We start from the raw sequence: 24349 nt of genomic DNA on the forward strand, positions 1-24349 counted from the left end.
AGGGGTTTATCCACAACCCGCCTGCGAAGTCCGGGCCTCGGCGTCTCGCACTCCGTAGAATCGCCGGGTGACCGAGACATCCGCCACCCTGCACGAGTCCACGAGTGAGGCGCTCGAGGTGCTGCGCCGGGTGTTCGGGTACGACGCCTTTCGCGGTGAGCAGGCCGAGATCATCGACACCGTCGTCGGCGGCGGGGACGCGCTCGTGCTGATGCCGACCGGCGGCGGGAAGTCGCTGTGCTACCAGATCCCGTCGCTGGTGCGATCCGGCGTGGGCGTGGTGATCTCGCCGCTGATCGCGCTGATGCAGGACCAGGTGGACGCGTTGCAGGCGCTCGGCGTACGGGCGGGATTCCTCAACTCCACGCAGGACTACGAGCAGCGGCGTGACGTCGAGCGCGCGTTCCTGGCCGGCGAGCTGGATCTGCTGTATCTCGCGCCGGAGCGGCTCCGGGTCGAGGCGACTGTGCGGTTGCTGGACCAGGGCAAGATCGCGCTGTTCGCGATCGACGAGGCGCACTGTGTGTCCCAGTGGGGCCACGACTTCCGGCCCGACTACCTGATGCTCTCGGAGTTGCACGAGCGCTGGCCCGACGTACCGCGGATCGCGCTCACCGCGACCGCGACCGAGGCGACCCACCGCGAGATCGCGACCCGGCTGAACCTGACCGACGCGAAACACTTCGTGGCCAGCTTCGACCGGCCCAACATCCAGTACCGGATCGTGCCGAAGGACAACCCGCAGCGGCAGTTGCTCGACCTGTTGCGTACCGAGCATGCGGGCGACGCCGGGATCGTCTACTGCCTGTCCCGCAACAGCGTCGAGAAGACCGCGGCCTTCCTGACCCAGAACGGGATCGAGGCGTTGCCGTACCACGCCGGTCTGGACAGCCGGACCCGGGCGGCCAACCAGGCCAGGTTCCTGCGGGAGGACGGCCTGGTCGTGGTCGCGACGATCGCGTTCGGGATGGGCATCGACAAGCCGGACGTTCGATTCGTCGCGCACCTCGATCTGCCCAAGTCGGTCGAGGGCTACTACCAGGAGACCGGCCGCGCGGGCCGCGACGGACTGCCGTCGACCGCGTGGCTCGCGTATGGACTCCAGGACGTCGTACAGCAGCGGAAGATGATCGACACGTCCGAGGGGGATCTCGCGCATCGGCGCCGGCTCAGCGCGCATCTCGACGCGATGCTCGCCCTCTGTGAGACGGTGCAGTGCCGCCGGTCGCAGTTGCTTGCGTACTTCGGTCAGCACGGCGACTCGTGCGCGAACTGCGACACGTGCCTGACGCCGCCGGAGTCGTGGGACGGCACGATCGCGGCGCAGAAGCTGCTGTCGACGGTCTATCGGCTGCAGCACGAGCGCAACCAGAAGTTCGGCGCCGGTCAGCTGATCGACATCCTGCTGGGGAAGGAGACCGAGAAGGTCAAGCAGTTCCGGCACGAGCAGCTGACCGTCTTCGGGATCGGCGCCGAGCTCAAGGACACCGAGTGGCGCGGCGTCATCCGCCAGCTCCTCGCGCAACGCCTCCTCGCGGTCGAGGGCGACTACGGCACGCTCGTCCTCACCGAGGAGTCCGCGGAGGTGCTCGGCCGCCGGCGCGACGTGATGATGCGCCGCGAACCCGAGCGCGTACGTACTTCCAGATCCTCTGGCGGTTCGGCCAAGAAGGCCGCCGCCGACTTGCCCCCCGAGGCCGCACCGGTCTTCGAGCGGCTACGGGCCTGGCGGGCCGGAATCGCCAAGGAGCAAGGCGTTCCGGCGTACGTCATCTTCCACGACGCGACCCTGCGGCAGATCGCCACCGAACTCCCCAGCACCCTCGCCGAGCTAGGCACCATCAGCGGCGTCGGCGAAAACAAGCTAGCCAAGTACGGCGAAGGCGTACTGGCGGCGCTGGACGAAGACGAGCAGTAGGGCGATGTCGAATCCAGCCACGCCCCTTCGACGGGAAGGCACAAGGCGCGGAACTGCCGCGCTGCCGGACTGAAGGAGCAGGCCCATGTCTTCATCGGTGTTGTTGATGTCGATGTCCCTCGACGGCTACATCGCGGGTCCGAACGACGTACCGGGTAACCCGGGCGGCGACGGCTTCATGCGGCTGCACAAGTGGTACGAGCGCCCGGACGGGGAGTTCGGCCGTCCGGAAGGACCGGCCGGCGACATCTGGGACGAGCTCAACGCGACTGGCGCGGTGCTGGTCGGACGGCGGACCGCGGAGCAGGTCGACTACTACGGGGGCGACCACCACGGCGTACCTCTCTTCGTGTTCAGTCACGACCCGGCGCCGGCTGCGGCGGCGAAGTACCCGTCGGTGACATTCGTGACCGATATCGGGAGCGCAATGGCGCAGGCGAAGGCGGCGGCCGGTGATCGCGACGTGCTGGTCCATGGGGCGTACACGGCCCAGAGGGCCCTCGAGGCGGGTGTGCTGGACGAGCTGCAGATCGACCAGGTTCCGGTCCTGTTCGGGCGCGGACGACAGTTGTTCGACGTCTTGCCGGCGCAGATCGAGCTGGACATCGTGCGGGTCATCGACACCCCGCTCGCCACGCACCTGCGCTACCGCGTCCGCCGCTGATCGCTCAGCTGACCAGTGGTTGTAGGGCGTTGGCGAGGTCGGTCATCGCGGTGTCGATCTGCTTGTTGCCGTTGGCAAAGAGTAGGGCGATGGAGAGGCGCTTCTCCGGGATGACCACCAGGAGGCTCATGTAGTCGGGCATTTCGCCGCGGTGGCCGACGGCTGGGCCGATGCCGAAGCGTTGGGTGAACTGCATCGTGCCCAGGCCGTATTCGCCGTCGCCCTTGGTCATTTGGCCGACCAGGTCCGCGGGGATGACGCGGCCGCCGTACAGCTCGTAGCCCCATCGGGCGACCGTCGGTGCATCGGCCGCGAGGCCGGCGTTGGCGGCGGACAGGCTGGCGATGGCCCGGCATGGCAGGTAGCCGTCGTCTTTGGGTCCGCAGACCGGATTCTTGTCACCGGCGACGGGAGGCTCCGGCTTCTCGCCGTCCTGGAAGGCCGCCCGCTCCAGCCCGGCCGGCGTTGCCAGGTCACGCCGAAGGACCGTGGCCAGCGGTTGCCCGGTCGCTTTCTCGATCACCATGCCGAGCAGCACGTAACTGGGGTTGCTGTAGTTGTAGGTGCCTGGCTGGCCGACGCTGGCGGTGTCGTAGGACAGGGCCTGCTCGGGCGTCCAGTGCTTGCCCGGCGCCGCTTTGATCACCTTGTCCATCCGGCCGTAGTCGTCGGGCAGATAGTTCGGTACGCCGGACAGCATCGCCAGGTGCTGGCGCACGGTCGCGTTGTTCGCGGTCAGCTTGTTCTTCAGGTACGACGCGATCGGCGCGTCCAGGTCGATCTTCTGGTCCTTGGCCAGCAGCATCACCTCAGCGGCGACGAAGGTCTTGGTGATGCTGGCGACGCCCAGGCTCGTCGTCGGGGTGAGCGCCGTACCGAGCGCATCCTTGCCCGCGGCACCGGACCAGGTCCACTTGTCGGTGACGACCGCCGCGCTCACTCCGCGCGAGGCCGCCTCGTCGTCCGGGTTGGCGGCGTACCGGCTGACGATCTTGGCCAGCACGTCCTGCAGGGCCTGCGCCTTAGCTGGATCCAGCGGCGTGGTCGCGGCCTCCGCGAACGGCAGCCCCGGCGCACTGGTCGCCGGGACCGCCGCCTTGTCGCCGCCGTCGCCCCCGCAACCGGCCAGCACAAACACCAGGACCGCGATCACCCCAGGCCTCTTCATCCCCTGATGGTGCCACGCACCGGATCACGCCTGCGTGAGGTACAGCCGGTTGCCGTCCTGGTCGCGGAGGCTGAACATCGGCGGGACGTCCGGCCAGCGCAGGAGTTCGTCGGTGTCGACCCCGGCTGCGAGGAAGTGCTTGTGTGCTGCCTCGGCGTCGGGCGTGGCGAGCCGGATGCCGGTGTCGACGCCGGCCGGATTGTCCTCCGAGGCCGGCACCAGCGCGAGGCTGACGTCGGCGCCGGGAGGCGCGACGACGATCCAGCGACCGCCGAACTGCGGGAGCGGCGCGTCCATCAACAGCTCGAAGCCGAGCGTCTCGGTGTAGAACTGGACCGCACGGTCTTGGTCAGTCACCGGCACGCCGATGGTCAGAACACCCGTGATGTGGTTCATCTCTGTATCTCCTTCGGAGGTGAAAGGTGCTTTCACTCAGGAGGTAGAGACAGCCGCGCCGATTTCGACATCCCCATCGAAGAATTTCCTGACATGCAGAACCCGGACGGCTGTGCTGCCGTCCGGGTCCCGTCGAAATCTGCTGGTTACTTGGCGACTACTCGCAGCGTGAAGTCTGCTTCGCCGTCGCCGGTGGAGCGGGCGACGAAGCCGGCCGAGCGCAGCGCTGCAGCGTCCTTGTTGTCGCTGATTTCCTTGCTCAGCGACTCGGCCGCGGCGAAGTCGAAGTAGCCGATCGTGACCGCGCCCTTGATGTCGGGCAGGGTCTGCTTGAAGGTGTCGGAGTCGGCGAGGCTGCCGCCCTTCAGCACCTTCTCCGCGTACTCCTCGGTGGTCGCGACGACGAGCGTGTCGTCGTCCTTCGCCTGCCGAACCGGGATATTGCCGGCCTTCTCACGCAGCAGCGTGACCAGCTTCTCCACCACCGGCTCGGCCTTGGCCGGGTCGGTCTCCAGCCGCGCGGCGATCTGCGGCCCGTTGTCGGCGTCCTTGTCGATGGCAACGGCCAGGTTCTTGCCGAGCAGGGTCTTCAGGTCGTCGGGCAGCGACAGACCGGTCTCCTGCTCGATCTCCTCGGTCAGCTGCTTCACGTTGCCGTTGGAAGACTTCTCCAGCTGCTTCCACATCGTGTCGACCAGGCTCTCGCCACCGGAGACCGCAAGCGCGGCGGCAGTGGTCTCGGGCAGCTTGCCGATGATGTCGCCGGCGTCGGCGGAGTTCACCTTGACGCTCTGGTCGCCGTGGGCGATGCCCTTCAGTTCGACGTACGACGAGTCGAACCGCAGCGCGGCCGCCATACTCGCGTCCGAGATTCCGGCCAGCTCGTCGGAGCCGACCTTGCCCGAGATCGCGGCGACGCCCTTCATGTCGGCCCAGACCGAGACGAAGCCCTGCTCGCCGAGCTTCTTCATGTCCGCGCTGAACTTCTCGTTCTGCTCGAGCGAGTTGTCCTTGGCGGCGGCGACGGCCGAGTCGACGGTGGCCTGGGTGTCGGAGAGCAGCACGTAGCCGTTGCTGAACGCCTTACCGGGCTTCTTCTCTTCCTTCGCGAAGAGCTTGTCGATGCCCGCGCTGGCCTTGTCCTCGTTCTTGACCTGGATGGCGATGATCGCCTTCGGCTCGTCGTCGCCGTTCGCGGCCGGCAGCGCGGCGACGCCGGCCCGTTCGCCGAGCCAGGGCTTGATGTCCTTGTCGTAGTCCACATCGGCGAGGTCGTCACCGGCGTACTTCTTGATCGACTCGAACAGCTTCTGCCGCAGGTCGTCGTTCTCGCCGGTCAGGCTGAGGTTCTCCTTCACCGAAGGGAACTTCATCAGGAACCGGATCGCGGCCACCTTCTGGCCGGCCGACGGGTTCAGGTCGACGCGCGCGTACGCGACCGCGTTACCGGGCAGCACCGCGGCCGGCTGCTTCCCCCCGTTGAGCTTGCCGTAGGCAAAGATTCCGCCGCCCGCGGCGACCAGCGCCACAACCAGCGCGGCGATGATCGGGATCAGCTTGCCGCGCTTCTTCTTACCGGGCTCCTGCCACTGCTGGCCGAACCCAGGCCCCTGCGGCGGCTGCCCACCGAAGCTCATCTGCTCGTACGACGCCTGCCCACCAGGCTGCCCGTACGGCTGACCCTGCTGCCCGTACGACGGCTGTCCACCAGGCTGGCCGTACGACGGCTGTCCCGGCTGACCGGACGGCTGTCCCGGCTGCTGCCCATACGACCCCGGCCGCTGCTGCGGCTGCCCATACTGCGGCTGTCCCTGCGGCCGGCCGTACTGCTGCTGACCGGGCTGGCCGTACGGCTGCTGTCCCGGCTGGCCCTGCTGCGGCGGTCCCTGAGGTGCGGGGCGCTGCGGCTGGCCCTGCTGCGGGTAGTTCTGGGGTGCTCCTGTCCGACCTGGTCCTTGCGGAGCACCGCCGTACGGGCTCTGGCCTTGTGGCGGACCGCCGTACGGATTCTGCTGAGGCCCGGGGCCGTAGGGGTTCTGCTGCGGACCGCCGCCGGCGCCGGGCTGGCGCGGGTTGGGCGGGTTGGTGTGGTCGGACATATGCTCCCTCGCTTGACTGGCGGCCTCACCCGCCAGCCTGGACAGGCTAATGCACCTGAGGCGAGGACTCTGACGCACCAGGTTGCGATGTGGTTGCAACCGGTTCGGCGCGCCAGGTGGTGGCGGCGATGACTGCTGCCGCGAGCGCGGCACCCACCAGCCAGGCAGCGATCGGTAACCAAGTGTGAAGCTCCAGCGGGGCCGCGACGAGGTCACCTGGCTTGGCGGCTTCCAGCCGTGGCTGCAGCGGGTCGTGCCCGAGCAGCATGCCGACACCCCAGGCAACGCCCGAGCCCAGGCAGGAGCCCAGGGCAACAATCGCGACCGACCACGGGCCGTAGTTCCGCAGCCACCAGAACAGCGCACCGCCCAGCACCAGCGCGGCGAGGAACCCGATCGCGGTGAACGTGCCGTCCGGCCCGAACACGCGAGTCATCTGCTCCTCCCCCAGCGCCCCGCCGTTCTCGTCGACGGTGTATTGCGCGAGCGGGGAGAACTGCTGCCACGCCCACCCGGCCACCACTCCGGCGACCAGGAACACGCCCACGGTCACCGCGATGGCCTTGGCCCACGGCATGGCCGGCTCCGGCGGTGGCGGCGCACCGAACGGCACTCCGGCCGGTGGGGGCAGGTACGGCGACTGAGCAGACTGGTGTTGCGTCACCTCGACAGTGTGCCGCACCGGACCCACAACCACCTCAACTGGCCAGGCAAGAAGGCCCGAGGAGGGCTTTGAGGTCCGCCATCAGCGCCGAGGTCGGCGTCACCCGGAACCGGTCGCCGATCCGCATCACCGTGGTCTTCTGCCGCGCCTGCAGCCGCAGCTGGACCTCCGTCATGCCCGGGTGCGACTGCAACACGTCACGCAGCGCGTCGACCACCGGCGGCGTACATCGGTTCACCGCCATGGTGATCACGACCGGCCCACTCGGGCCCTCGGTCAGGTCCGGCACGACGACCTCGTCGCCGCTCAGCTCGATCCGGTCCTCGCGCTTCCGCACCCGGCCCTTCATCAGGATGATCGCGTCGTTGCTGAGCAGGTGCGCGTGCAGCTGGTACGCCGAGGAGAACATCATCACCTCGATCGAACCTTCCAGGTCCTCGATGGTGACGATCGCGTAGATGTCGCCGCGCTTGTTCACCTTCCGCTGGACCGCCGTGACCAGACCACCGATGGTCACCCGGCTGCCGTCCGGCCGGTCCTCGTCGGCGAGCAGCTGACCGATCGTGCAGTCCGTCCCGTTGGTGAGCACATGCTCGACGCCGAACAGCGGGTGGTCGGAGACGTACAGACCCAGCATGTCGCGCTCGTGCGCGAGCTTGGTCGCCTTGTCCCACTCCTCGATCTCGGGGACGGTGACGGTGAGCCGGCTGTTGCCCTCGCCCTCGTCCGCCTCGTCGTCGCCCATCGAGAACAGGTCGAACTGGCCGTGCGCCTCGTTCCGCTTCAGGTCGATCGCCTCGTCGACCGCCTGCTCGTGCACCGCGACGACCGCGCGCCGGGCGTGGCCCATCGAGTCGAACGAACCGGCCTTGGCCAGCGACTCGATCACCCGCTTGTTGCAGACCGGCAGCGGCACCTTGTCGATGAAGTCGACGAAGTCGGTGAACCGGCCCTTCTCCTCCCGGGCCGCGACGATCTCGGCCACCACGTTCACGCCGACGTTGCGGATCGCGGACAGGCCGAAGCGGATGTCGGTGCCGACCGGGGTGAAATTCGAGTCCGACTCGTTCACGTCCGGCGGCAGCACCTTGATGCCCATCCGGCGGCACTCGTTCAGGTAGATGGCCATCTTGTCCTTGTCGTCCTTCACGGACGTCAGGACGGCGGCCATGTACTCCGCCGGGAAGTTCGCCTTCAGGTACGCCGTCCAGTACGAGACCAGCCCGTACGCCGCCGAGTGCGCCTTGTTGAACGCGTAGTCGGAGAACGGGACCAGCACGTCCCAGAGCGCCTTGATCGACGCCGCGGAGAAGCCGTTCGACAGCATGCCGGCCTCGAAGCCGACGTACTCGGCGTCGAGCACTTCCTTCTTCTTCTTGCCCATCGCCTTGCGGAGCAGATCCGCCTTGCCGAGGCTGTAGCCGGCCAGCTCCTGGGCGATCTTCAGCACCTGCTCCTGATAGACGATCAGCCCGTACGTCGGTCCGAGGATCGGCTCCAGCGCCTGCTCAAGCTCCGGGTGCAGGTACGTGACCTCCTGCTGGCCGTTCTTCCGGAGCGCGTAGTTCGTATGCGAGTTCGCGCCCATCGGGCCGGGCCGGTAGAGCGCGCCGACCGCGGAGATGTCCTCGAAGCCGTCCGGCTTCATCAGCCGCAGCAGCGCCCGCATCGGGCCGCCGTCGAACTGGAACACGCCGAGCGTGTCACCGCGGGCGAGCAGCTCGTACGTCGGCCCGTCGTCCAGCGACTTGGCCAGTTCGTCCAGGTCCAGCTTGATGCCGCGGCTGGCCTCGACGTTCTTGACCGCGTCGTCCATGATCGTCAGGTTGCGCAGGCCCAGGAAGTCCATCTTGACCAGGCCGAGCGTCTCGCAGCTCGGGTAGTCGAACTGGGTGATGACCTGGCCGTCCTGCTCGCGGCGCATGATCGGGATCAGGTCGATCAGCGGCTCGCTGGACATGATCACGCCGGCCGCGTGCACACCCCACTGGCGCTTCAGGTTCTCCAGGCCGCGGGCGGTGTCGACGATCTTGCGGACGTCCTGGTCGGACTCGTACAGCTGGCGGAACTCGTTCGCCTCGGAGTACCGCTTGTGCTGCGGGTCGAAGATGCCGGACAGCGGGATGTCCTTGCCCATCACCGTCGGCGGCATCGCCTTGGTGATCCGGTCGCCCATCGCGAACGGGTAGTCCAGCACCCGGCCGGCGTCCTTGATCGCCTGCTTGGCCTTGATGGTGCCGTAGGTGACGATCATCGCGACCCGGTCGTCGCCGTACTTCTCGGTGACGTAGCGGATCACCTCGGGGCGGCGGCGGTCGTCGAAGTCGACGTCGAAGTCGGGCATCGACATACGTTCCGGGTTCAGGAAGCGCTCGAAGATCAGGCCGTGCTGGAGCGGATCCAGGTCGGTGATCCGCATCGCGTACGCGCACATCGAGCCGGCGCCGGAACCACGGCCCGGGCCGACCCGGATGCCGTTCTTCTTGGCCCAGTTGATGAAGTCGGCGACGACCAGGAAGTAGCCGGCGTAGCCCTTCGAGACGATGACCTCGATCTCGTACTCGGCCTGCTTGCGGACGTCGTCCGGGATGCCGGCCGGGTAGCGGACATGCAGGCCGGTCTCGACCTCGGAGACGAACCAGGACTCCTCGTTGTGACCCTCCGGGCAGGGGAACCGGGGCATGAACCGGCCCTCGCCCTCGGTGAAGCTGACGTCGCACTGCTCGGCGATCAGCAGCGTGTTGTCACACGCCTCCGGCAGCTCCCGCCACACCTCCCGCATCTCGGCCGCGGTCTTGACGTAGAACTCGTTCGCGTCGAACTTGAACCGGTTCGGGTCGGACAGCGTCGAGCCGGACTGGACGCACAGCAGCGCGGCGTGCGCAGTCGCGTCCTCGGGCTTGGTGTAGTGCAGGTCGTTGGTCGCGACCAGCGGCAGGTCGAGCTCGCGGGCCAGCTTGAGCAGGTCCTTCTGGATGTCGCGCTCGATGCCGAGGCCGTGGTCCATCAGCTCGCAGTAGAAGTTCTCCTTGCCGAAGATGTCGCGGAACTCCGCGGCTGCCTCGACGGCCTCCTTGTACTGCCCGAGCCGGAGCCGGGTCTGCACCTCGCCGGACGGGCAGCCGGTGGTCGCGATCAGGCCCTGGCCGTAGGTGTTCAGCAGCTCGCGGTCCATCCGCGGCTTGAAGTAGTAGCCCTCGAGACTGGCCAGCGAGGACATCCGGAACAGGTTGTGCATGCCGGAGGTGTTCTTCGCCAGCAGCGTCATGTGCGTGTAGGCACCGCTACCGGAGACGTCGTCGCGGCCGGAGTTCGCGTCGCCCCACTTGACCCGCTTGCGCTCGCTGCGGTGCGTGTGTGGGGTCAGGTACGCCTCGACGCCGATGATCGGCTTGACGTCGTACTTCTTCGCCGTCTTCCAGAACTCGTACGCACCGAACACGTAGCCGTGGTCGGTGGTCGCGATCGCCGGCATGCCCATCTCCTGGGCGGTTTTGAACAACTCGTCGATCCGCGCGGCGCCGTCCAGCATGGAGTACTCGGTGTGCACATGTAGATGCACAAAACTGTCGCTGGACGCCATGTCTACGCAGACCTCCCAGGGCGTGAGTGAGGGTGACCCCAGCAGCCTAATCGCGACGTCAGACACTTTCCGCATCGCCTCTCCGACGAGCCCCCCAACCCGCCCGCTATCCGGTCACCCTCTCCGCCTCACCGCAGACCGGGGAGTTCTGCTGATCAATTCGCGTGCGCTGCGCTCCCCAAATCCGAGAGCGTGGGAAGGAGCGAGCAGGTGGGGCCGCACGGGGTGGGCTGTCCCCGCCAACCGCGGATCTGCAGGACCCGGGCAACCTGGGCCGCCGCCGCGCAGGGATCGCCGACCAGCTGGTACCCGAACCGGAGCGTCGGCTTCGCTGTCATCAAGGCGGCATTGTCGCGGCCCATGTCACGCCAGCGCGAGACGGCGTCCTCGTGTCCGGCGCGGCCGTCGAGCTCGACGATCAAGCCGTAGTCCTCATACTCGGCGTCTCGGTACACCGTCCCGCGGCCGTTCGCAGCACGAACCTGCCGTACGGCGGTGGGCAGACCGTGGGCCCGTTCTACCTTGCGTAGGTAAATCAGCTCCAGGAACGACTCGGCACCCTCCGCGGCGTCCTTCAGTACCTCCACGAAAGCTGCGCGCCGAGGAAGTCGCTGCAATCGATCCAACTCGGCGAGCAGGCGTTGCGGCGTCGTACGACGCTGGCGACAGGCATCGAGCACCAACGCGATGGCGTCATCCGGCCGGGTCCGTCGACTTGCGACCGTCAGTACGGCGACCTCGAGCCGGACGATCGGCGGCTCGCGCGAGCCGACGACCCTGCCGTCCAGATCACGACATCGGGTGAGCACGATGCCGGCCTGGCTGCGCACGCGTCGTTCATGCGGAATATCCAGCCAGATCACCTGATCGCCCCACGCCCCGTCGAGCCCATAACGGCGCAGCGCCGTTTCGCCACCCACGGCCGCCTCCGGTCCATATGCCAACCAGGCAGCCCACACGCGCGTCGCCCACGGCAGGGGGCCGCTGAAGTCGACGTACACCCGGCGATAGACACGCTGAATCAGCCCATTTCGGCACCGCACCGCGAGCGTCCGGTCGGACACGCCGTACGTATTCGCCTGGCCGCGGCTGAACGCCCCCAACTGCAGCCGCCGCACTTCCTCGAACCCCAGTTCATTCCATCCCACACCAACAACATGCCCCCCTCTCGTCCCCACCTCCCCACCAACCTCACCTCTGTGGACAATCCCCACCACCCCAGTCGCCCAGTTGAGCCGACTGGGGAGTCCTACTGGTCGTTCCGGGTGTGCAGCGCTCCCCAAACCAGAAAGGGCGGCGGCGGGGCGGGGTACCGCCGGGCCCCGCCGGCCGGCGGCAGGTGGACGGCGGGGCCGGCGCTCCATCCTCGCCGGCCGGAGGGAGCGGTGAGGATGGAGCGGCAGACCTGGCGCGGAGCAGGGGTAACTCGACACGCCAGGTCCGCCGGGCTACGCACCGTCTGGCAGGAGGGTCCAGACGGCACTGTTCGAGGGGGGCGTCTGCATCAGCGGTCCCTCAGGTCTCGCGCTACGTCGCGCACCATCAGGATCGCGATCAGACCGGTGACGATCATCAGGATCCACATGCTCGTGATCACGCCTCGACCTCCAGGAGGGTCCAGACGGCACTGTTCGGGGGAAGTTTTTCGCCGGCCTCGGGGTCGCTGGCGAGGAGCAGCGGGCCGTCGACCGGGTTCACCACCGGCTTGGGCGAGCAGTTGACGACGCAGGCGAAGCCGTCGCCGCGGGTGAACGCGAGAACGCCGGGCTCCGTCGGCAGCCAGCGGAAGTCGCCTGAGCCAGAGCCAGCCGCGAGCGCCGGGATGCGGTGCCGCAGCGCGAGCGCCTCGCGGTACAGGTGCAGCATCGAGCTGCCGTCGTCGCGCATCCGGTCCACCGCGTGCTCGGCGAACCACCCCGGCTGCGGCAACCACGTCGTACCGGCGGATCCGTCCGGTGAGAAGCCGAAGACGTCGTGCTCCGCGGTCCACGGCAGCGGGACCCGGCAGCCGTCGCGGCCTCGTCGTACGCCGCCGGTGCGGTGGAACATCGGGTCGGTCAGCACGTGCTCAGGCAGGTCGGTGACCTCTGGCAGCCCCAGCTCCTCGCCTTGATACAGGTACGACGATCCCGGCAGAGCCAGCATCAGCAGCGCGGCCGCCCGGGCCCGGGCCACGCCGAGTTCGAGATCGCCGGGTCCGGCGCCTGGTGCCCCTCCGGCATACCGGGTGACGGAACGCGGCATGTCGTGGTTGTTCAGCACCCAGGCGACGGAAGATCCGGACCCGGCGATCGTCTGGAGCCCCCGGTCGATCACGTCGTACAGCGACAGGTCGTCCCACTCGGCGCGGAGGAATTCGAAGTAGAAGGTCTGGTGGAGCTCGTCCGGACGCTGGTACTGCGCGAGCTGCTGGGTGTCCAGCAGGCCCACCTCGCCGACGAGGACCCGCTCCCGGCCGGTCCGCTGCGTGTACTCCTCCGCGATAGCTCGCCAGCTGCGCCACACATCGTGCACCTCGGGTTGGTTCCAGGCGTGGGGGTTGACCGGGTCGCCGGTGAGCTCGTCCAGGTCGGCGTGCTCGTGGTCCGGCAGGCCGTCGGCCTTGTGCAGCCCGTGCGCGACATCGATCCGGACGCCGTCGACGCCCCGGTCGAACCAGAACCGCAGTACTTCTTCGAAGGACGACACCACCTCCGGGTGGCGCCAGTTGAAGTCAGGCTGCTCCGCGGCGAAGGTGTGCAGGTACCACTGACCGTCGTCGACCTGCTGCCACGCGGAGCCACCGAAGATCGACCGCCAGTTGTTCGGCGGCTCTGAACCATTGCCTTCGGCAAAGTGAAACCGCTCCCGCTCCGGACTGCCCGGACCGGCCGCGAGAGCCTCTGCAAACCACGGGTGTTCGATCGAGCAGTGATTCGGTACGACGTCCACGAGCACCCGGAGGTCGAGCCGGTGAGCATCCCGGATCAGCCGGTCGAACGCGTCGAGGGTCCCGTACTCCGGGTGGACACCGCGGTAGTCGGCGACGTCGTACCCGTGATCGTGCTGGGGCGAGGGGTAGAACGGGTTGAGCCAGAGGCCGTCGACGCCGAGGCTGCGCAGGTACGCGAGCCGGCCCCGGACGCCGTCGAGGTCGCCCACCCCGTCGCCGTTGGAGTCGGCGAAGCTGCGGACGTAGACCTGGTAGATCACCGCGGTTCGCCACCAGTCGCGCGCGCCGCCCAGCGGCAGCGGCGGGATGGGGGATTCGCCAGACATGGAACCTCGGCAACGTGTGAGGGGGACAACGTTGTCAGCAAGGATCCCGGCGATAGGGACCAAAGACATCGGTACACCTACGGATTTGGCTACGTAGGTAGCCGACCTGGTCAGCGTGGTTCGGGGTGCTCGGCGATCCAGCGAGCGATTTGCGTCCGGGAGTTGAAGGACAGCTTGCTCAGGATGTGCTCGACGTGGGTCTCCGCGGTGCGCTGGGAGATCACCAGGCGGGCGGCGATCTCGCGGTTGCTGAGACCCTCGCCGATCAGGCCTGCGATCTCACGCTCGCGCCGGGTCAGCCGCCCGGCCAGGCCGGGCTTGGTGGTGACCTCGCGCTCCTCCCCCAGCGCCAGTCCGACCGCCTGCTCGAACGCGTACGCCGCACCCTGCGCGAAGGCGGCATCGAACGCCGCGTCGCCGACCGCCGCCCGGATCCGCTGCTCGGTCATGGTGTCGAACTGGCTGTACGGCGTGGTCTCGTCAACGTGCGCACCGCTCGACCGCCAGACCGCCCGCGACGCCCCCATCAGCCGGGCCGCACGCTCGTCCGGCGCCGCCGACCCGGCACACCAGGACAGCGCCTGCACGCAGAAGCCGATCCCGGTACGGTCGTTCAGCGGCAGCCACAATCGGATCGCCTCCCGGAAGGCGCTGGTGGCTTCCTCGAACTGGTCGTGATCCCGCCAATGGACGATGCCGACGCTCCAAAGCGCGTACGCCTTGGACGACTCCGCACCACGGGACGAGGCCAGCTCGTAGGCCTGCCGGCTGAAGTCCTCCACCCGCGGGTCCGCCAGGAAGAACGTTGCCGCCGACAACAGAATCAGCATGTCGAACTCACCGAGCGGATCCCCCACCGCGCGGAAGCCGGCCAGACCGCGCTCCAGCAGCCCGATCGCGCCGGCCAGATCGCCCTGATAGATCAGCGCGTGACCCGACACCTCTGCGATCCGCGCCCGCAGCCGGTCGTCGTCGTACCGCTCGGCCAGTTCCTCACATTCGGCCAGCAGCCGGGTCAGCTCCTCGGCCTCGCCCAGAAACATCGCCAGATAGCTGCCCGCCCACAGTCCGAGGGCCCGGGTCGGTGTCTGCTCCGGCGCCGCGTCGATCGCGCGGCTGAGATAGCGGTGGCCCTCGCGCAGGAACCCAGCGAACCAGAAATTCCAGATCGGCGCCGCGATCTCCAGGGCGGCCGCCCCCTCGCCCGGCTCGCTCAGGCAGAAGTCAAGCGCGGCCCGGAGGTTGTCGTGCTCGCGACGCAGCCGGAGGTACCAATCGGACTGCCGCGGACTGAAGCTGTCCTCCGCCCACCGCGCGGCCAGGCTCCGGTAGTAGTCGCGATGCCGGAGCCGGAACTCTCTGGTCCGGCCGGCCTCCGCGAGCCGCATTCCGCCGTACTCGGAGATGGTGGAGAGCATGTCGTACCAGGCGACGGTGTGGGTCGTGCCCATCGTGCGGGTGATGATCGACTTGTTGACCAGGCCGGCGACGAGGTCGAGCACGTGATCGCGCGGGATACCGTCGACGTCGCTCGAGCAGACCTCCTCCGCGCTCTCCAGGTCGAAGCCGCCGGCGAAGACGGACAGCCGCTCCCACAGCATCCGCTCGGCCGGCGAGCACAGGTCGTAGCTCCAGCCGACGGCCGCGTCCAGCGCCTGCTGCCTGGCCGGTCCGGCCGGGCGCCCACTGGCGAGCAGCCGGAAGCGGTCCTCGAGGCGGTCCAGGATCTGCGACAGCGTCAGCGTCCGCATCCAGACGGCCGCGAGCTCGAGTGCCAGCGGTACGCCGTCCAGTCGGCGGCACACCTCGGTCACCTCCTGCCGGTTGGCCGCGTCGATCTCGAACTCGGGCAGCACCGAGCGGACGCGATCAGCAAACAGAACCAGGGACTCGTACTGATCAGCATCGGCACTCGGCGCCTCCGCCGGAGGTGTCGACAACGGAGGCACCGACAGAACCTGCTCGCCTTCCACTCCGAGCACATGCCGGCTGGTGGCGAGAATCCGCAGCTGTGGTGCCGCAGCCAGCAGCTTGCTCGCCAGTACGGCGCACGCCTCGGCCAGCTGCTCGCAGTTGTCGAGCACCAGCAGCAGATGCTTGTCCTCAAGGTAGTCCGCGAGGTCGGCCGTCGGGTTGGCCGAGATCTGGCTCAGCTCGAGCGCCCCGGCCAGTGTGTGCGGGAGCAGGCCGGGGTCTTGGAGTGCAGCCAGTTCCACGAACCACACGCCGTCGGCGAACGTACGTCGTACGTCGGCGGCCATCCGCAGCGCCAGCCGGGTCTTGCCGACACCGCCGGGGCCGGTCAGCGTCAGCAGACGGCTGCTCGACAGCAACCGCCGCGTGTCCGCCAACTCACGGCGTCGCCCGACAAAACTCGTCAGCTCAGCCGGGAGCCGCCCCCTACCCGCAGTGGGCCTTCCATCGCCCATTGGCTCAGCCTAGGGCGGATTACCGTGCTTGGGACCGGCTCGACGCGCACACTGAGGGAATGATGCGCATCGCAGTCGTTGCGGTGTCAGTAATACTTCTCCTGCTGGCTGTGGTGTGGGGGTACCAGCGGCAGCTGATCTACCTGCCGGATACGTCCGCGGCGCGAGTCGGTGGCAACGACGTTGTGCTGCAGACGAGCGACGGCCTGCTGCTGGATGCCTCGCTGGTGCCGGCGCGGCAGCCTGACCGTGGCATCGCCGTACTGGTCGCCAATGGCAACGGCGGCAACCGGGCCGGACGGGCTCCGCTCGCGCAGGCACTGGCTGCTGAAGGCATGACGGTGTTGCTGTTCGACTACCGCGGCTATGGCGGCAACGAGGGCAGTCCGACTGAGCGAGGGCTTGCCCGGGACGTGCGGGCGGCTCAGCGGTATCTGGTCGAGAAGGCCGGCCTACCTCCGGAGCGGATCATCTACTTCGGTGAGAGCCTCGGGGGCGCGGTGGTGACTGCGTTGGCGACTGAGGCGGCGCCGGGAGGGCTGGTACTGCGGTCGCCGTTCGTCGACCTGGCGTCGGTCGGGCGGGAGCACTATCCGTTCCTGCCGGTCCGGCTGCTGCTCCGCGACAAGTTCCCGCTGGCCGAGCAACTGGCCGGGGTGAAGGTGCCGGTCGTGGTGGTCTACGGCAGCGCCGACTCGATCGTTCCGCCGTCGCAGAGCCGGTCTGTGGCTCAGGCCGCTCCGACGTTGAAGGATCTGGTCGAGATCGCGGGCGCCGACCACAACGACGCCTCGCTGGTCCACGGCCCTTCAGTGATCGCGGCCGTGGTCAGGCTCGCTGACCAGCTCTAGATCAGTTCGCGGTGGTCCCCGTCGATGACGAGAGCCTGACCGTCGCGCATGGGGAGATACGGTACGCCGGTCCGGTCGTAGAGCTCGGCCACCTTCGCGAGGAGCTCCGTCTCGGGGTGACCGGGTGAGTCGAGGTGCGGGACGATCGCGTGGTCGAGGAGGCCGAGGCCGTCCCAGATGAGCTCGCCGTCGACCGCGTCGGCGTCGTCGCACAACTCGAGGCCGCGCAGGCTGGGCGTGAGGACGCACGGTCCGGCGCTGTAGCCGGCGTACACGAGCTGACCGTCGCGGACCAGCTCCGGCAGGACCTTGTCGGCCCCACTCCGCGCCATCGCTGCCCGCAGCACGAACACGTTGCCGCCGCGCACCCACACGCCGTCGTACTCGAGGAACCGCGCCCGGAGGTCGGTCTCGTCCCGGAGGTCGAGCTCTTCTGGGTGCAGGCCGAGTTCGGTGAGCCAGGTGATCTCGTCGGCGACCTTCTCCCGTCGTACGGCGGGGTCCTCGGTGTCGATCGAGTTGCAGATGACCGCGACCCGGCCGCCCGGCGGGAGGAGCGCGACGAGGCGCTCCGGGTGGTCGCCGAGGCGGAAGGAGGAGAGGTACAGCTTCATTGCGCGTCGACCAGGAGGTCGAGGGCGTGGTCGAGGTCATCCGGGTACTCCGAGGTGAACTCGACGTACTCACCGGTGCCGGGGTGGTCGAAGCCGAGGCGCATCGCGTGCAGCCATTGCCGGCTCAGCTGTAGCCGCTCCGCGAGCACCGGGTCGGCGCCGTACGTGAGATCGCCGCAGCACGGGTGCCCGATCGCGGACATGTGGACGCGGATCTGGTGGGTGCGGCCGGTCTCGAGGGTGATCTCGAGCAGGGTCGCGTACCGGAACGCCTCGAGCGTCTCGTAGTGGGTCACGCTCGGCTTGCCGCCCGCGACGACGCCGAACTTGTAGTCGTGATGCGGGTGCCGGTCGATCGGGGCGTCGACGGTGCCGGTGAACGGGTCGGGATGGCCCTGGACCAGCGCGTGGTAGATCTTGCGGACGGTCCGCTCCTTGAAGGCGCGCTTCAGGACGGTGTAGGCGTACTCCGTCTTGGCGACGACCATCAGGCCGGATGTGCCGACGTCGAGCCGATGCACGATGCCCTTGCGCTCGGCGGCGCCGCTGGTCGAGATATTGAACCCGGCGCCGGCCAAGTGGCCGATCACGGTCGGACCGGTCCAGCCGGGTGACGGGTGCGCGGCGACGCCGACCGGTTTGTCGACCACGATGATCTCGTCGTCGCCGTACACGATCCGGAGGTTTTCCACCGTCTCCGGTACGACGGTCACTTCGGCGGGCGGAGGTGGTAGCTCGACGTCGAGCAGGACGCCGGCGGCGACGCGGGCGGACTTCGGCGCCGGTACGCCGTCGACCTGGACCAGACCGGACTCGATAAGCTCGGCGGCCTTGGTCCGGGAGACGCCGAACAGCCGGGACAGCGCCGCGTCGAGGCGCTCGCCGGCGAGGCCGTCGGGCACCATCACCGTCCGGGCACTCACTTCCGGATCTCCCGGGTGCCGTCGAGCTTGATCCCGCGCAGGGTCTGGATCACCAGCAGGATGGCGGCCGAGGTGACGGCCATGTCCGCGACGTTGAAGATCGCCCAATGCGGCGTCTGCAGGAAGTCGACCACGTGCCCGTGGAACGGCGACGGCTCGCGGAAGATCCGGTCGATGATGTTGCCGACCGCGCCGCCGAACAGGAACCCGAACGCCACCGCCCAACCCACCGACCCGAGCCGCCGGGACAGGTAGATGACGCCGACCGCGACGATGATCTGGACCGCGCTGATCACCGGCGTGTACCCGGTGCCTAGGCTGAAGGCCGCGCCGGAGTTCCGGATCAGGTTGAACTTCAGGAACGTCCCGATCACATTGACCGGCTCACCCGGCGTCAGATGCTCCAACGCCAGCGCCTTGGTCAGCTGATCCAGGAACAGGATCAGCAGGCCAACCCCACCGAACAGCACCATCCATTTCCAGGATCGTGCCTTCGGCGTGACGGCGTCAGGTTCGGGAGCATCAGGCTCCGGAGACGACGGAGAACCGGCCGACTCGACGTCGGCCGGTTCCGGTGACTCTGCGTCCCCCACCTGATGGGACGAGGCGGGGTCGCTCAGCGGCGTTCTTCGCGTTCTTTGCATGACACGCACAGTGTCGCACGCGGGAACGCCTGCAACCGACCCTTGCCGATCGCGTTGCCGCAGCTCTCGCAGATACCGTAGGTGCCGTCCTCGATCCGGGCCAGCGCGCGCTCGATCTGGTCGACCATGTCCCGGGCGTTGTTCGCCAGCGACATTTCGTGGTCCCGCTCCAGCGTGGTGGAGCCGACGTCGGCCTGGTCGTTGCCGGCGCCGTCACCGCCGTCCCGGAGCAGTCCGACGATCTCCTGCTCGGCGTCGCGGATCTCCTTCTGCAGGTGCACCACGTCGGCCTCCAGCTCACCGCGCAGTTCGGCCAGCTCGGCCGCCGTCCACGGGGTCTCGCCGGCCTTCACCGTGAGGGTCTCTGCCTTGTGCGGGGCGGACTTGGCCGGCGCCGTCGCCGGTGTCCTGTTCTCGTTCGTCTTCATGGCCACCCTCTTCGTCGGAGCTTTCTTGGCAGGGGTCTTCGCCGTCGTTCTCTTGGCCGCGGTTTTGGCCGGCGTCTTCTTCGCCGCCGTCTGCTGCGCGGAAGTCTTCTTGGCCGGCGTGGTCTTCGCCGGCGTCTTACGGGCCGCAGTTTTCTTCTTGACCGTCTCGCTGGACTTCGCGGCACTCTTCTTGGCCGTGGCGGAGCGTTGGGGGGCGGACTTCTTGGGAGCCGATGTAGCCATGGTCAGCTACCCCCTGCCTTCGTCGGAGACTGAAGCGGACTGGGCGCATGACACTAGGCCACGTACTCACCTCGTGCCAGTGCGACGCGCAGACCGTGGACATACGGTAGTCGGTTCTTCAAGCCCACTCGATGTTCCGCGCGTCACAGGGGTATTTCGGCACCCGTCTGCCTTAGCCGGGGCAAACGTTCGAGCCCCGGCCTGATATCGCTCTCCTCCCCCTTCACGTCGACCAGATTCTCCCGCCCCGGCTCTGGCCTGACCACTGATTAACGATTCGTAGTCACCCGGTACGACGTCGTACACTGAGGGCTGCGATCCGCAAGGCAGTGATGGGGCCATCACCCCGGAGCCGCCGGAAGAACGGTCCTGTAGCGACCTATTAGAACCGGCAGCGACGCGTAAAGGAAGTGGGTGATCCACACTCAGGATCACCAAGGAGGGTGGTACCGCGCGGCACCGGCCAACGCCGGCGCTTCGTCCCTCGTCCAGCACGCATCAGGCTCGACGAAGGACGACGCAACGATGGCCGCAAATCCCGGCACCCCCTGGCGGCAGGTTCCCGCGCAAGTTGACTTCCCCGCGCTCGAGCGCGACATCCTCGCGCACTGGGACGCCCACGACACCTTCACCAAGAGCCTCGAACAGTCCGCCGGCGGCGAGCCGTGGACCTTCTCCGAGGGCCCGCCGACCGCGAACGGCATGCCCGGCACGCACCACATCGAGGCACGCGTCTTCAAGGACGTCTTCCCGCGCTACCGGACCATGAAGGGCTTCTGGGTCGAGCGGAAGGCCGGCTGGGACTGCCACGGCCTGCCGGTCGAGGTCGCGGTGGAGAAGGAACTCGGCTTCAACGGCAAGACCGACATCGAGGCCTACGGCATCGCCGAGTTCAACGCCAAGTGCCGCGAGTCGGTGCTGCGGCACGTGGACGCATTCAACGAGCTGACCGTCCGGATGGGCTACTGGGTCGACCTGGAGCACCCGTACCGGACGATGGACCCGGAGTACGTGCAGTCCGTGTGGTGGTCGCTCAAGCAGATCCACGACAAGGGCCTCCTGGTCGAGGACTACCGCATCACGCCGTACTGCCCCCGCTGTGGCACCGGTCTGTCGGACCACGAGCTGGCCCAGGGCTACGAGACCGTCGTCGACCCCTCGGTGTACGTGCGCCTCCCGCTCACGTCGGGCCCGCTGGCCGGCAAGGCGTCACTACTGGTCTGGACCACCACGCCGTGGACGCTGGTCTCCAACACAGCTGTCGCCGTGCACCCCGACGTCGAGTACGTCGTAGCCACTGACGGCACGGAGTCGCTCGTGGTGGCTAAGCCGCTGCTGAGCACGCTGGGCGAGGGCTGGACCGTCACCGGCGAGTACACCGGCCGTGAGATGGAGCGCTGGACGTACCAGCGCCCGTTCGAGCTGGTGGAGTTCCCGGAGCCGGCGCACTACGTCGTACTCGCGGAGTACGTCACCACCGAGGACGGGACCGGTCTGGTGCACCAGTCGCCCGCGTTCGGTGCGGACGACCTCGCGGTGTGCCGTGAGTACGGTCTGCCGGTCGTGAACCCGGTCGAGTCGGACGGGCACTTCGCCGCCGACGTGCCGCTCGTCGGCGGGCAGTTCTTCAAGAAGGCGGACGAGGACCTGGTCAAGGACCTGCAGGAGCGTGGAGTGCTCTTCCGGCACGTGCCGTACGAGCACCCGTACCCGCACTGCTGGCGCTGCCACACCCCGGTCATGTACTACGCCCTCCCCTCCTGGTACATCCGTACGACGCAGGTGAAGGACGCCCTGCTGCGGGAGAACGAGAAGACCAACTGGTACCCGGAGTCGGTGAAGTGGGGCCGGTACGGCGACTGGCTCCGGAACAACATCGACTGGGCCGTCTCCCGGTCCCGCTACTGGGGTACGCCGCTGCCGATCTGGCGGTGCGAGGACGACCACCAGGTGTGTGTCGGCTCGCTGGCCGAGCTGGGTGAGCTGGCCGGGCGCGACCTGAGCGCCACCGACCCGCACCGGCCGTACGTCGACGACATCACCTTCGACTGCCCTACCTGTGGCGCCGAGGCGCGACGGGTGCCGGAGGTGATCGACGCCTGGTACGACTCGGGTGCGATGCCGTTCGCACAGTGGGGCTACCCCTGGGCCGAGGGGTCGCAGGAAAAGTTCGAGCAGGCGTACCCGGCCGACTTCATCTCCGAGGCGATCGACCAGACCCGCGGCTGGTTCTACACGCTGATGGCGGTCGGCACGCTGGTCTTCGACGAGTCGTCGTACCGCAACGTCGTCTGCCTCGGGCACATCCTGGCCGAGGACGGCCGGAAGATGTCCAAGCACCTGGGCAACATCCTGGAGCCGATCCCGCTGATGGACGACCACAGCGCGGACGCGGTGCGCTGGTTCATGGCCGCCTCCGGGTCGCCGTGGAAGGCGCGCGGCATCGGGCCGAACGTGCTCAACGAGATCGTCCGGAAGGTGCTGCTCACCTACTGGAACAGTGTCGCCTTCCACGCGCTCTACGCGCGGCTGGCCGACTGGTCGCCGTCCGACGCGCCGCCTGTGGCGGAGCGGTCGGTGCTGGACCGGTGGCTGGTCAGCGAGACGCACCGGCTCGTCCGGGACACCGACGAGGCCTACGCGGCGTATGACACGCAGAAGCTCGGTCTGCTGATCAACTCGTTCGTCGACGTCCTCTCGAACTGGTACGTACGGCGCTCGCGCCGGCGCTTCTGGTCCGGGGACGCCGGCGCGCTGGCGACACTGCACGAGACGCTCGACGTGCTCACCCGGGTGATGGCGCCGCTGACGCCGTTCGTGACCGAGCGGGTCTGGCAGGAGGTCTTCCGCCCGGTCACGCCCGGTCTGCCGGAGTCGGTGCACCTGGCGCAGTTCCCGTCGTACGACGAGACGCTCATCGACGACGTACTCGCGCAGCACGTGTCGATGGCCCGCCGGGTCGTGGAGCTCGGCCGGTCGGCGCGGGCGGAGGCCAAGGTACGGACGCGCCAGCCGCTGTCCCGGGCACTGGTCGGGTCGGCCGCGATCGCAGACCTGTCGCCGGAGCTGCTGCAGGAGATCGCGGACGAGCTGAACGTCGGCTCGGTCGAGCCGCTGTCCTCGGCGGGCGCCGACCTGGTCGAGTTCTCTGCCAAGGGCAACTTCCGCGAGCTCGGCAAGCGGTTCGCCAAGCAGACGCCGGTGGTCGCGGCCGCGATCGCCGCTGCCGACGCCGCCGCGCTGGCCGCTGCCCTGAAGGAGTCCGGTACGGCGACTGTCGTGGTCGACGGCGAGGACGTCCAGGTGAGCGAGTCCGAGGTGCTGCTGTCGGAGCGGCCACGCGAGGGCTGGTCAGTGGTCAACGAGCAGGGCGAGACCGTTGCCCTCGACCTCGAAGTCACCCCGGAGCTCAAGCAGGCCGGCCTGGCCCGCGAGGTGGTCCGGACGTTGCAGGAGGCCCGTAAGAACGCCGGCCTCGAGGTGTCCGACCGGATCAAGGTCTGGCTGACGTCCACGGACGCCGACCTGTCCGATGCCCTCGGCAAGCATGCCGACGAGATCGCCCGCGAGGTCCTCGCCGTCGAGCTCAGCCAGGCGGTCCCGTCGGAGTCCGCCGACGTTGCCACCGGCACCGAAGAGGACCTGCAGCTGACCTACTGGCTGACCAAGGCCTAACGCGGCGGCCGCGCCGCTCTGGCCCGCAGAGCCGGAGCGGCGCCGAGGAGGTTGATCGCGTCGACCAGCAGCAACCGCGCCGCCTCGACGCGATCGACCCCCAAAGCCTGACGAAGTTCTGACTCCAGCGCAGCCCGATGCCTCCGCGCAGCCGCGATCACCCCGTTCCCCCGCTCCGTCAGTACGACGATCCGCGCCCGAGCGTCGGCGGGATCGGGGGCTCGGGCAACGTACTGGCGCTTCTCCAGATCGACCACCGACTTGGATGCGGCCTGCTGCGTCACCTTCATCCGCTCGGCCAACGCGCTGATCGTCAACGGCCCGCCAACCAGATGCTGAAAGACCACACCGTCTGCGAACCGGGTGTCGGTGAACCCATCCGCGACCAGCCGGCGCTGCACCTCGTCAGCCAGGGCCCACCCGGTGAACAGGCTGGCCAGCGACAGGTCAGCATCCACCGGGTCGAAGTCCATACCACCGAACTATACAACCGAGGTTGTGCATAAGCTAACCTACAACCATGGTTGTGCAAAAAGAGTTTGTCCAAAGAGCCCACCGCATCGTCTGGTGCACAGTGGCAACGGTCGGCCCGGACAACCGGCCCCGAACCCGGATCCTCCATCCCCTCTGGGAACTGGCCGGCGAAACCGGCAACCCGGAGGCGGGCGGACTGGTCGGGTGGATCGTGACCCGGGCGACGCCGGTGAAGGTGCGGCATGTTGCCTACAGCCCGTATCTGAGCTGTAGCTACTGGGAACCCGGCCAGGACGTGGCGGTGGCGGACTGCCGCGC

At 68.2% G+C, this 24349-nt stretch carries 17 protein-coding genes; 4 read left to right on the forward strand and 13 right to left on the reverse strand.

From position 1 onward, the window contains the following. The first annotated feature begins 67 nt into the window (after positions 1–67). Positions 68–1918 (forward strand): DNA helicase RecQ, encoded by a 1851-nt coding sequence (gene recQ, locus EV646_RS04280; RefSeq protein WP_199236774.1) that lies wholly within the window; start codon positions 68–70, stop codon positions 1916–1918. Between the two features lie 85 nt (positions 1919–2003). Next, a complete protein-coding gene (locus EV646_RS04285; RefSeq protein WP_132144034.1) occupies positions 2004–2582 on the forward strand; it encodes a dihydrofolate reductase family protein in 579 nt (192 codons plus the stop codon). 4 nt (positions 2583–2586) lie between these two features. On the opposite strand, the gene EV646_RS04290 is transcribed toward EV646_RS04285, so the two are convergent. From EV646_RS04290 to EV646_RS39825, 8 genes are all read right to left on the reverse strand, one after another. After that, positions 2587–3750, reverse strand: coding sequence for a serine hydrolase domain-containing protein (locus EV646_RS04290; protein ID WP_132144036.1), 1164 nt, complete (start codon positions 3748–3750; stop codon positions 2587–2589). Positions 3751–3774: 24 nt separating this feature from the next. Then, positions 3775–4146: a VOC family protein gene (locus tag EV646_RS04295; protein ID WP_132144038.1), complete on the reverse strand. Its 372-nt coding sequence runs from the start codon at positions 4144–4146 to the stop codon at positions 3775–3777. 146 nt (positions 4147–4292) lie between these two features. Then, entirely contained in the window at positions 4293–6245 is a 1953-nt protein-coding gene (locus EV646_RS04300) for a DUF3352 domain-containing protein (protein ID WP_132144040.1), read from the reverse strand. Between the two features lie 46 nt (positions 6246–6291). Beyond that, positions 6292–6909, reverse strand: a complete 618-nt coding sequence (locus tag EV646_RS04305; protein WP_241995265.1) for a hypothetical protein — start codon at positions 6907–6909, stop codon at positions 6292–6294. Positions 6910–6943: 34 nt separating this feature from the next. Further along, positions 6944–10492: a DNA polymerase III subunit alpha gene (gene dnaE / locus EV646_RS04310; protein WP_132144044.1), complete on the reverse strand. Its 3549-nt coding sequence runs from the start codon at positions 10490–10492 to the stop codon at positions 6944–6946. A gap of 155 nt (positions 10493–10647) precedes the next feature. Next, the gene (locus tag EV646_RS04315) at positions 10648–11640 is read right to left on the reverse strand and encodes a hypothetical protein (protein WP_132144046.1); all 993 of its coding nucleotides are present in this window, start codon (positions 11638–11640) and stop codon (positions 10648–10650) included. A gap of 445 nt (positions 11641–12085) precedes the next feature. Beyond that, complete coding sequence (locus EV646_RS04320; protein ID WP_132144048.1) at positions 12086–13750, reverse strand: glycoside hydrolase family 13 protein; 1665 nt, start codon at positions 13748–13750, stop codon at positions 12086–12088. A gap of 110 nt (positions 13751–13860) precedes the next feature. After that, positions 13861–16179 carry an ATP-binding protein gene (locus EV646_RS39825; RefSeq protein WP_132144050.1) on the reverse strand — a complete coding sequence of 773 codons (2319 nt, stop codon included), beginning with the start codon at positions 16177–16179 and terminating at the stop codon, positions 13861–13863. 59 nt (positions 16180–16238) lie between these two features. Between EV646_RS39825 and EV646_RS04330 the strand changes: the two genes are divergently transcribed. After that, a complete protein-coding gene (locus tag EV646_RS04330) occupies positions 16239–17030 on the forward strand; it encodes an alpha/beta hydrolase (RefSeq protein WP_132144052.1) in 792 nt (263 codons plus the stop codon). Here EV646_RS04330 and EV646_RS04335 read toward each other — a convergent pair. From EV646_RS04335 to EV646_RS04350, 4 genes are read right to left on the reverse strand one after another with little or no spacing between them, the layout of a single operon-like run. Then, on the reverse strand, positions 17027–17644 hold the full coding sequence (locus EV646_RS04335) for a Type 1 glutamine amidotransferase-like domain-containing protein (protein ID WP_132144054.1): 618 nt from the start codon (positions 17642–17644) through the stop codon (positions 17027–17029). The two genes, EV646_RS04330 and EV646_RS04335, sit on opposite strands and share 4 nt — an antisense overlap. Then, positions 17641–18549, reverse strand: a complete 909-nt coding sequence (locus tag EV646_RS04340) for an RluA family pseudouridine synthase (RefSeq protein WP_132144823.1) — start codon at positions 18547–18549, stop codon at positions 17641–17643. The genes EV646_RS04335 and EV646_RS04340 overlap by 4 nt, the downstream gene beginning before the upstream one ends. 14 nt (positions 18550–18563) lie before the next feature. Further along, positions 18564–19160, reverse strand: a complete 597-nt coding sequence (gene lspA / locus EV646_RS04345) for a signal peptidase II (RefSeq protein WP_241995267.1) — start codon at positions 19158–19160, stop codon at positions 18564–18566. A gap of 23 nt (positions 19161–19183) precedes the next feature. Beyond that, positions 19184–19882, reverse strand: a complete 699-nt coding sequence (locus EV646_RS04350) for a TraR/DksA family transcriptional regulator (protein ID WP_132144058.1) — start codon at positions 19880–19882, stop codon at positions 19184–19186. A 525-nt stretch (positions 19883–20407) separates the two neighbouring features. Between EV646_RS04350 and ileS the strand changes: the two genes are divergently transcribed. Then, positions 20408–23557, forward strand: a complete 3150-nt coding sequence (ileS, locus tag EV646_RS04355; RefSeq protein WP_132144060.1) for an isoleucine--tRNA ligase — start codon at positions 20408–20410, stop codon at positions 23555–23557. On the opposite strand, the gene EV646_RS04360 is transcribed toward ileS, so the two are convergent. Then, complete coding sequence (locus EV646_RS04360) at positions 23554–24030, reverse strand: MarR family winged helix-turn-helix transcriptional regulator (RefSeq protein WP_132144062.1); 477 nt, start codon at positions 24028–24030, stop codon at positions 23554–23556. The two genes, ileS and EV646_RS04360, sit on opposite strands and share 4 nt — an antisense overlap. Positions 24031–24349 lie beyond the last annotated feature (319 nt).

The organism is Kribbella antiqua, assembly GCF_004345665.1.
Lineage (GTDB): Bacteria > Actinomycetota > Actinomycetes > Propionibacteriales > Kribbellaceae > Kribbella > Kribbella antiqua.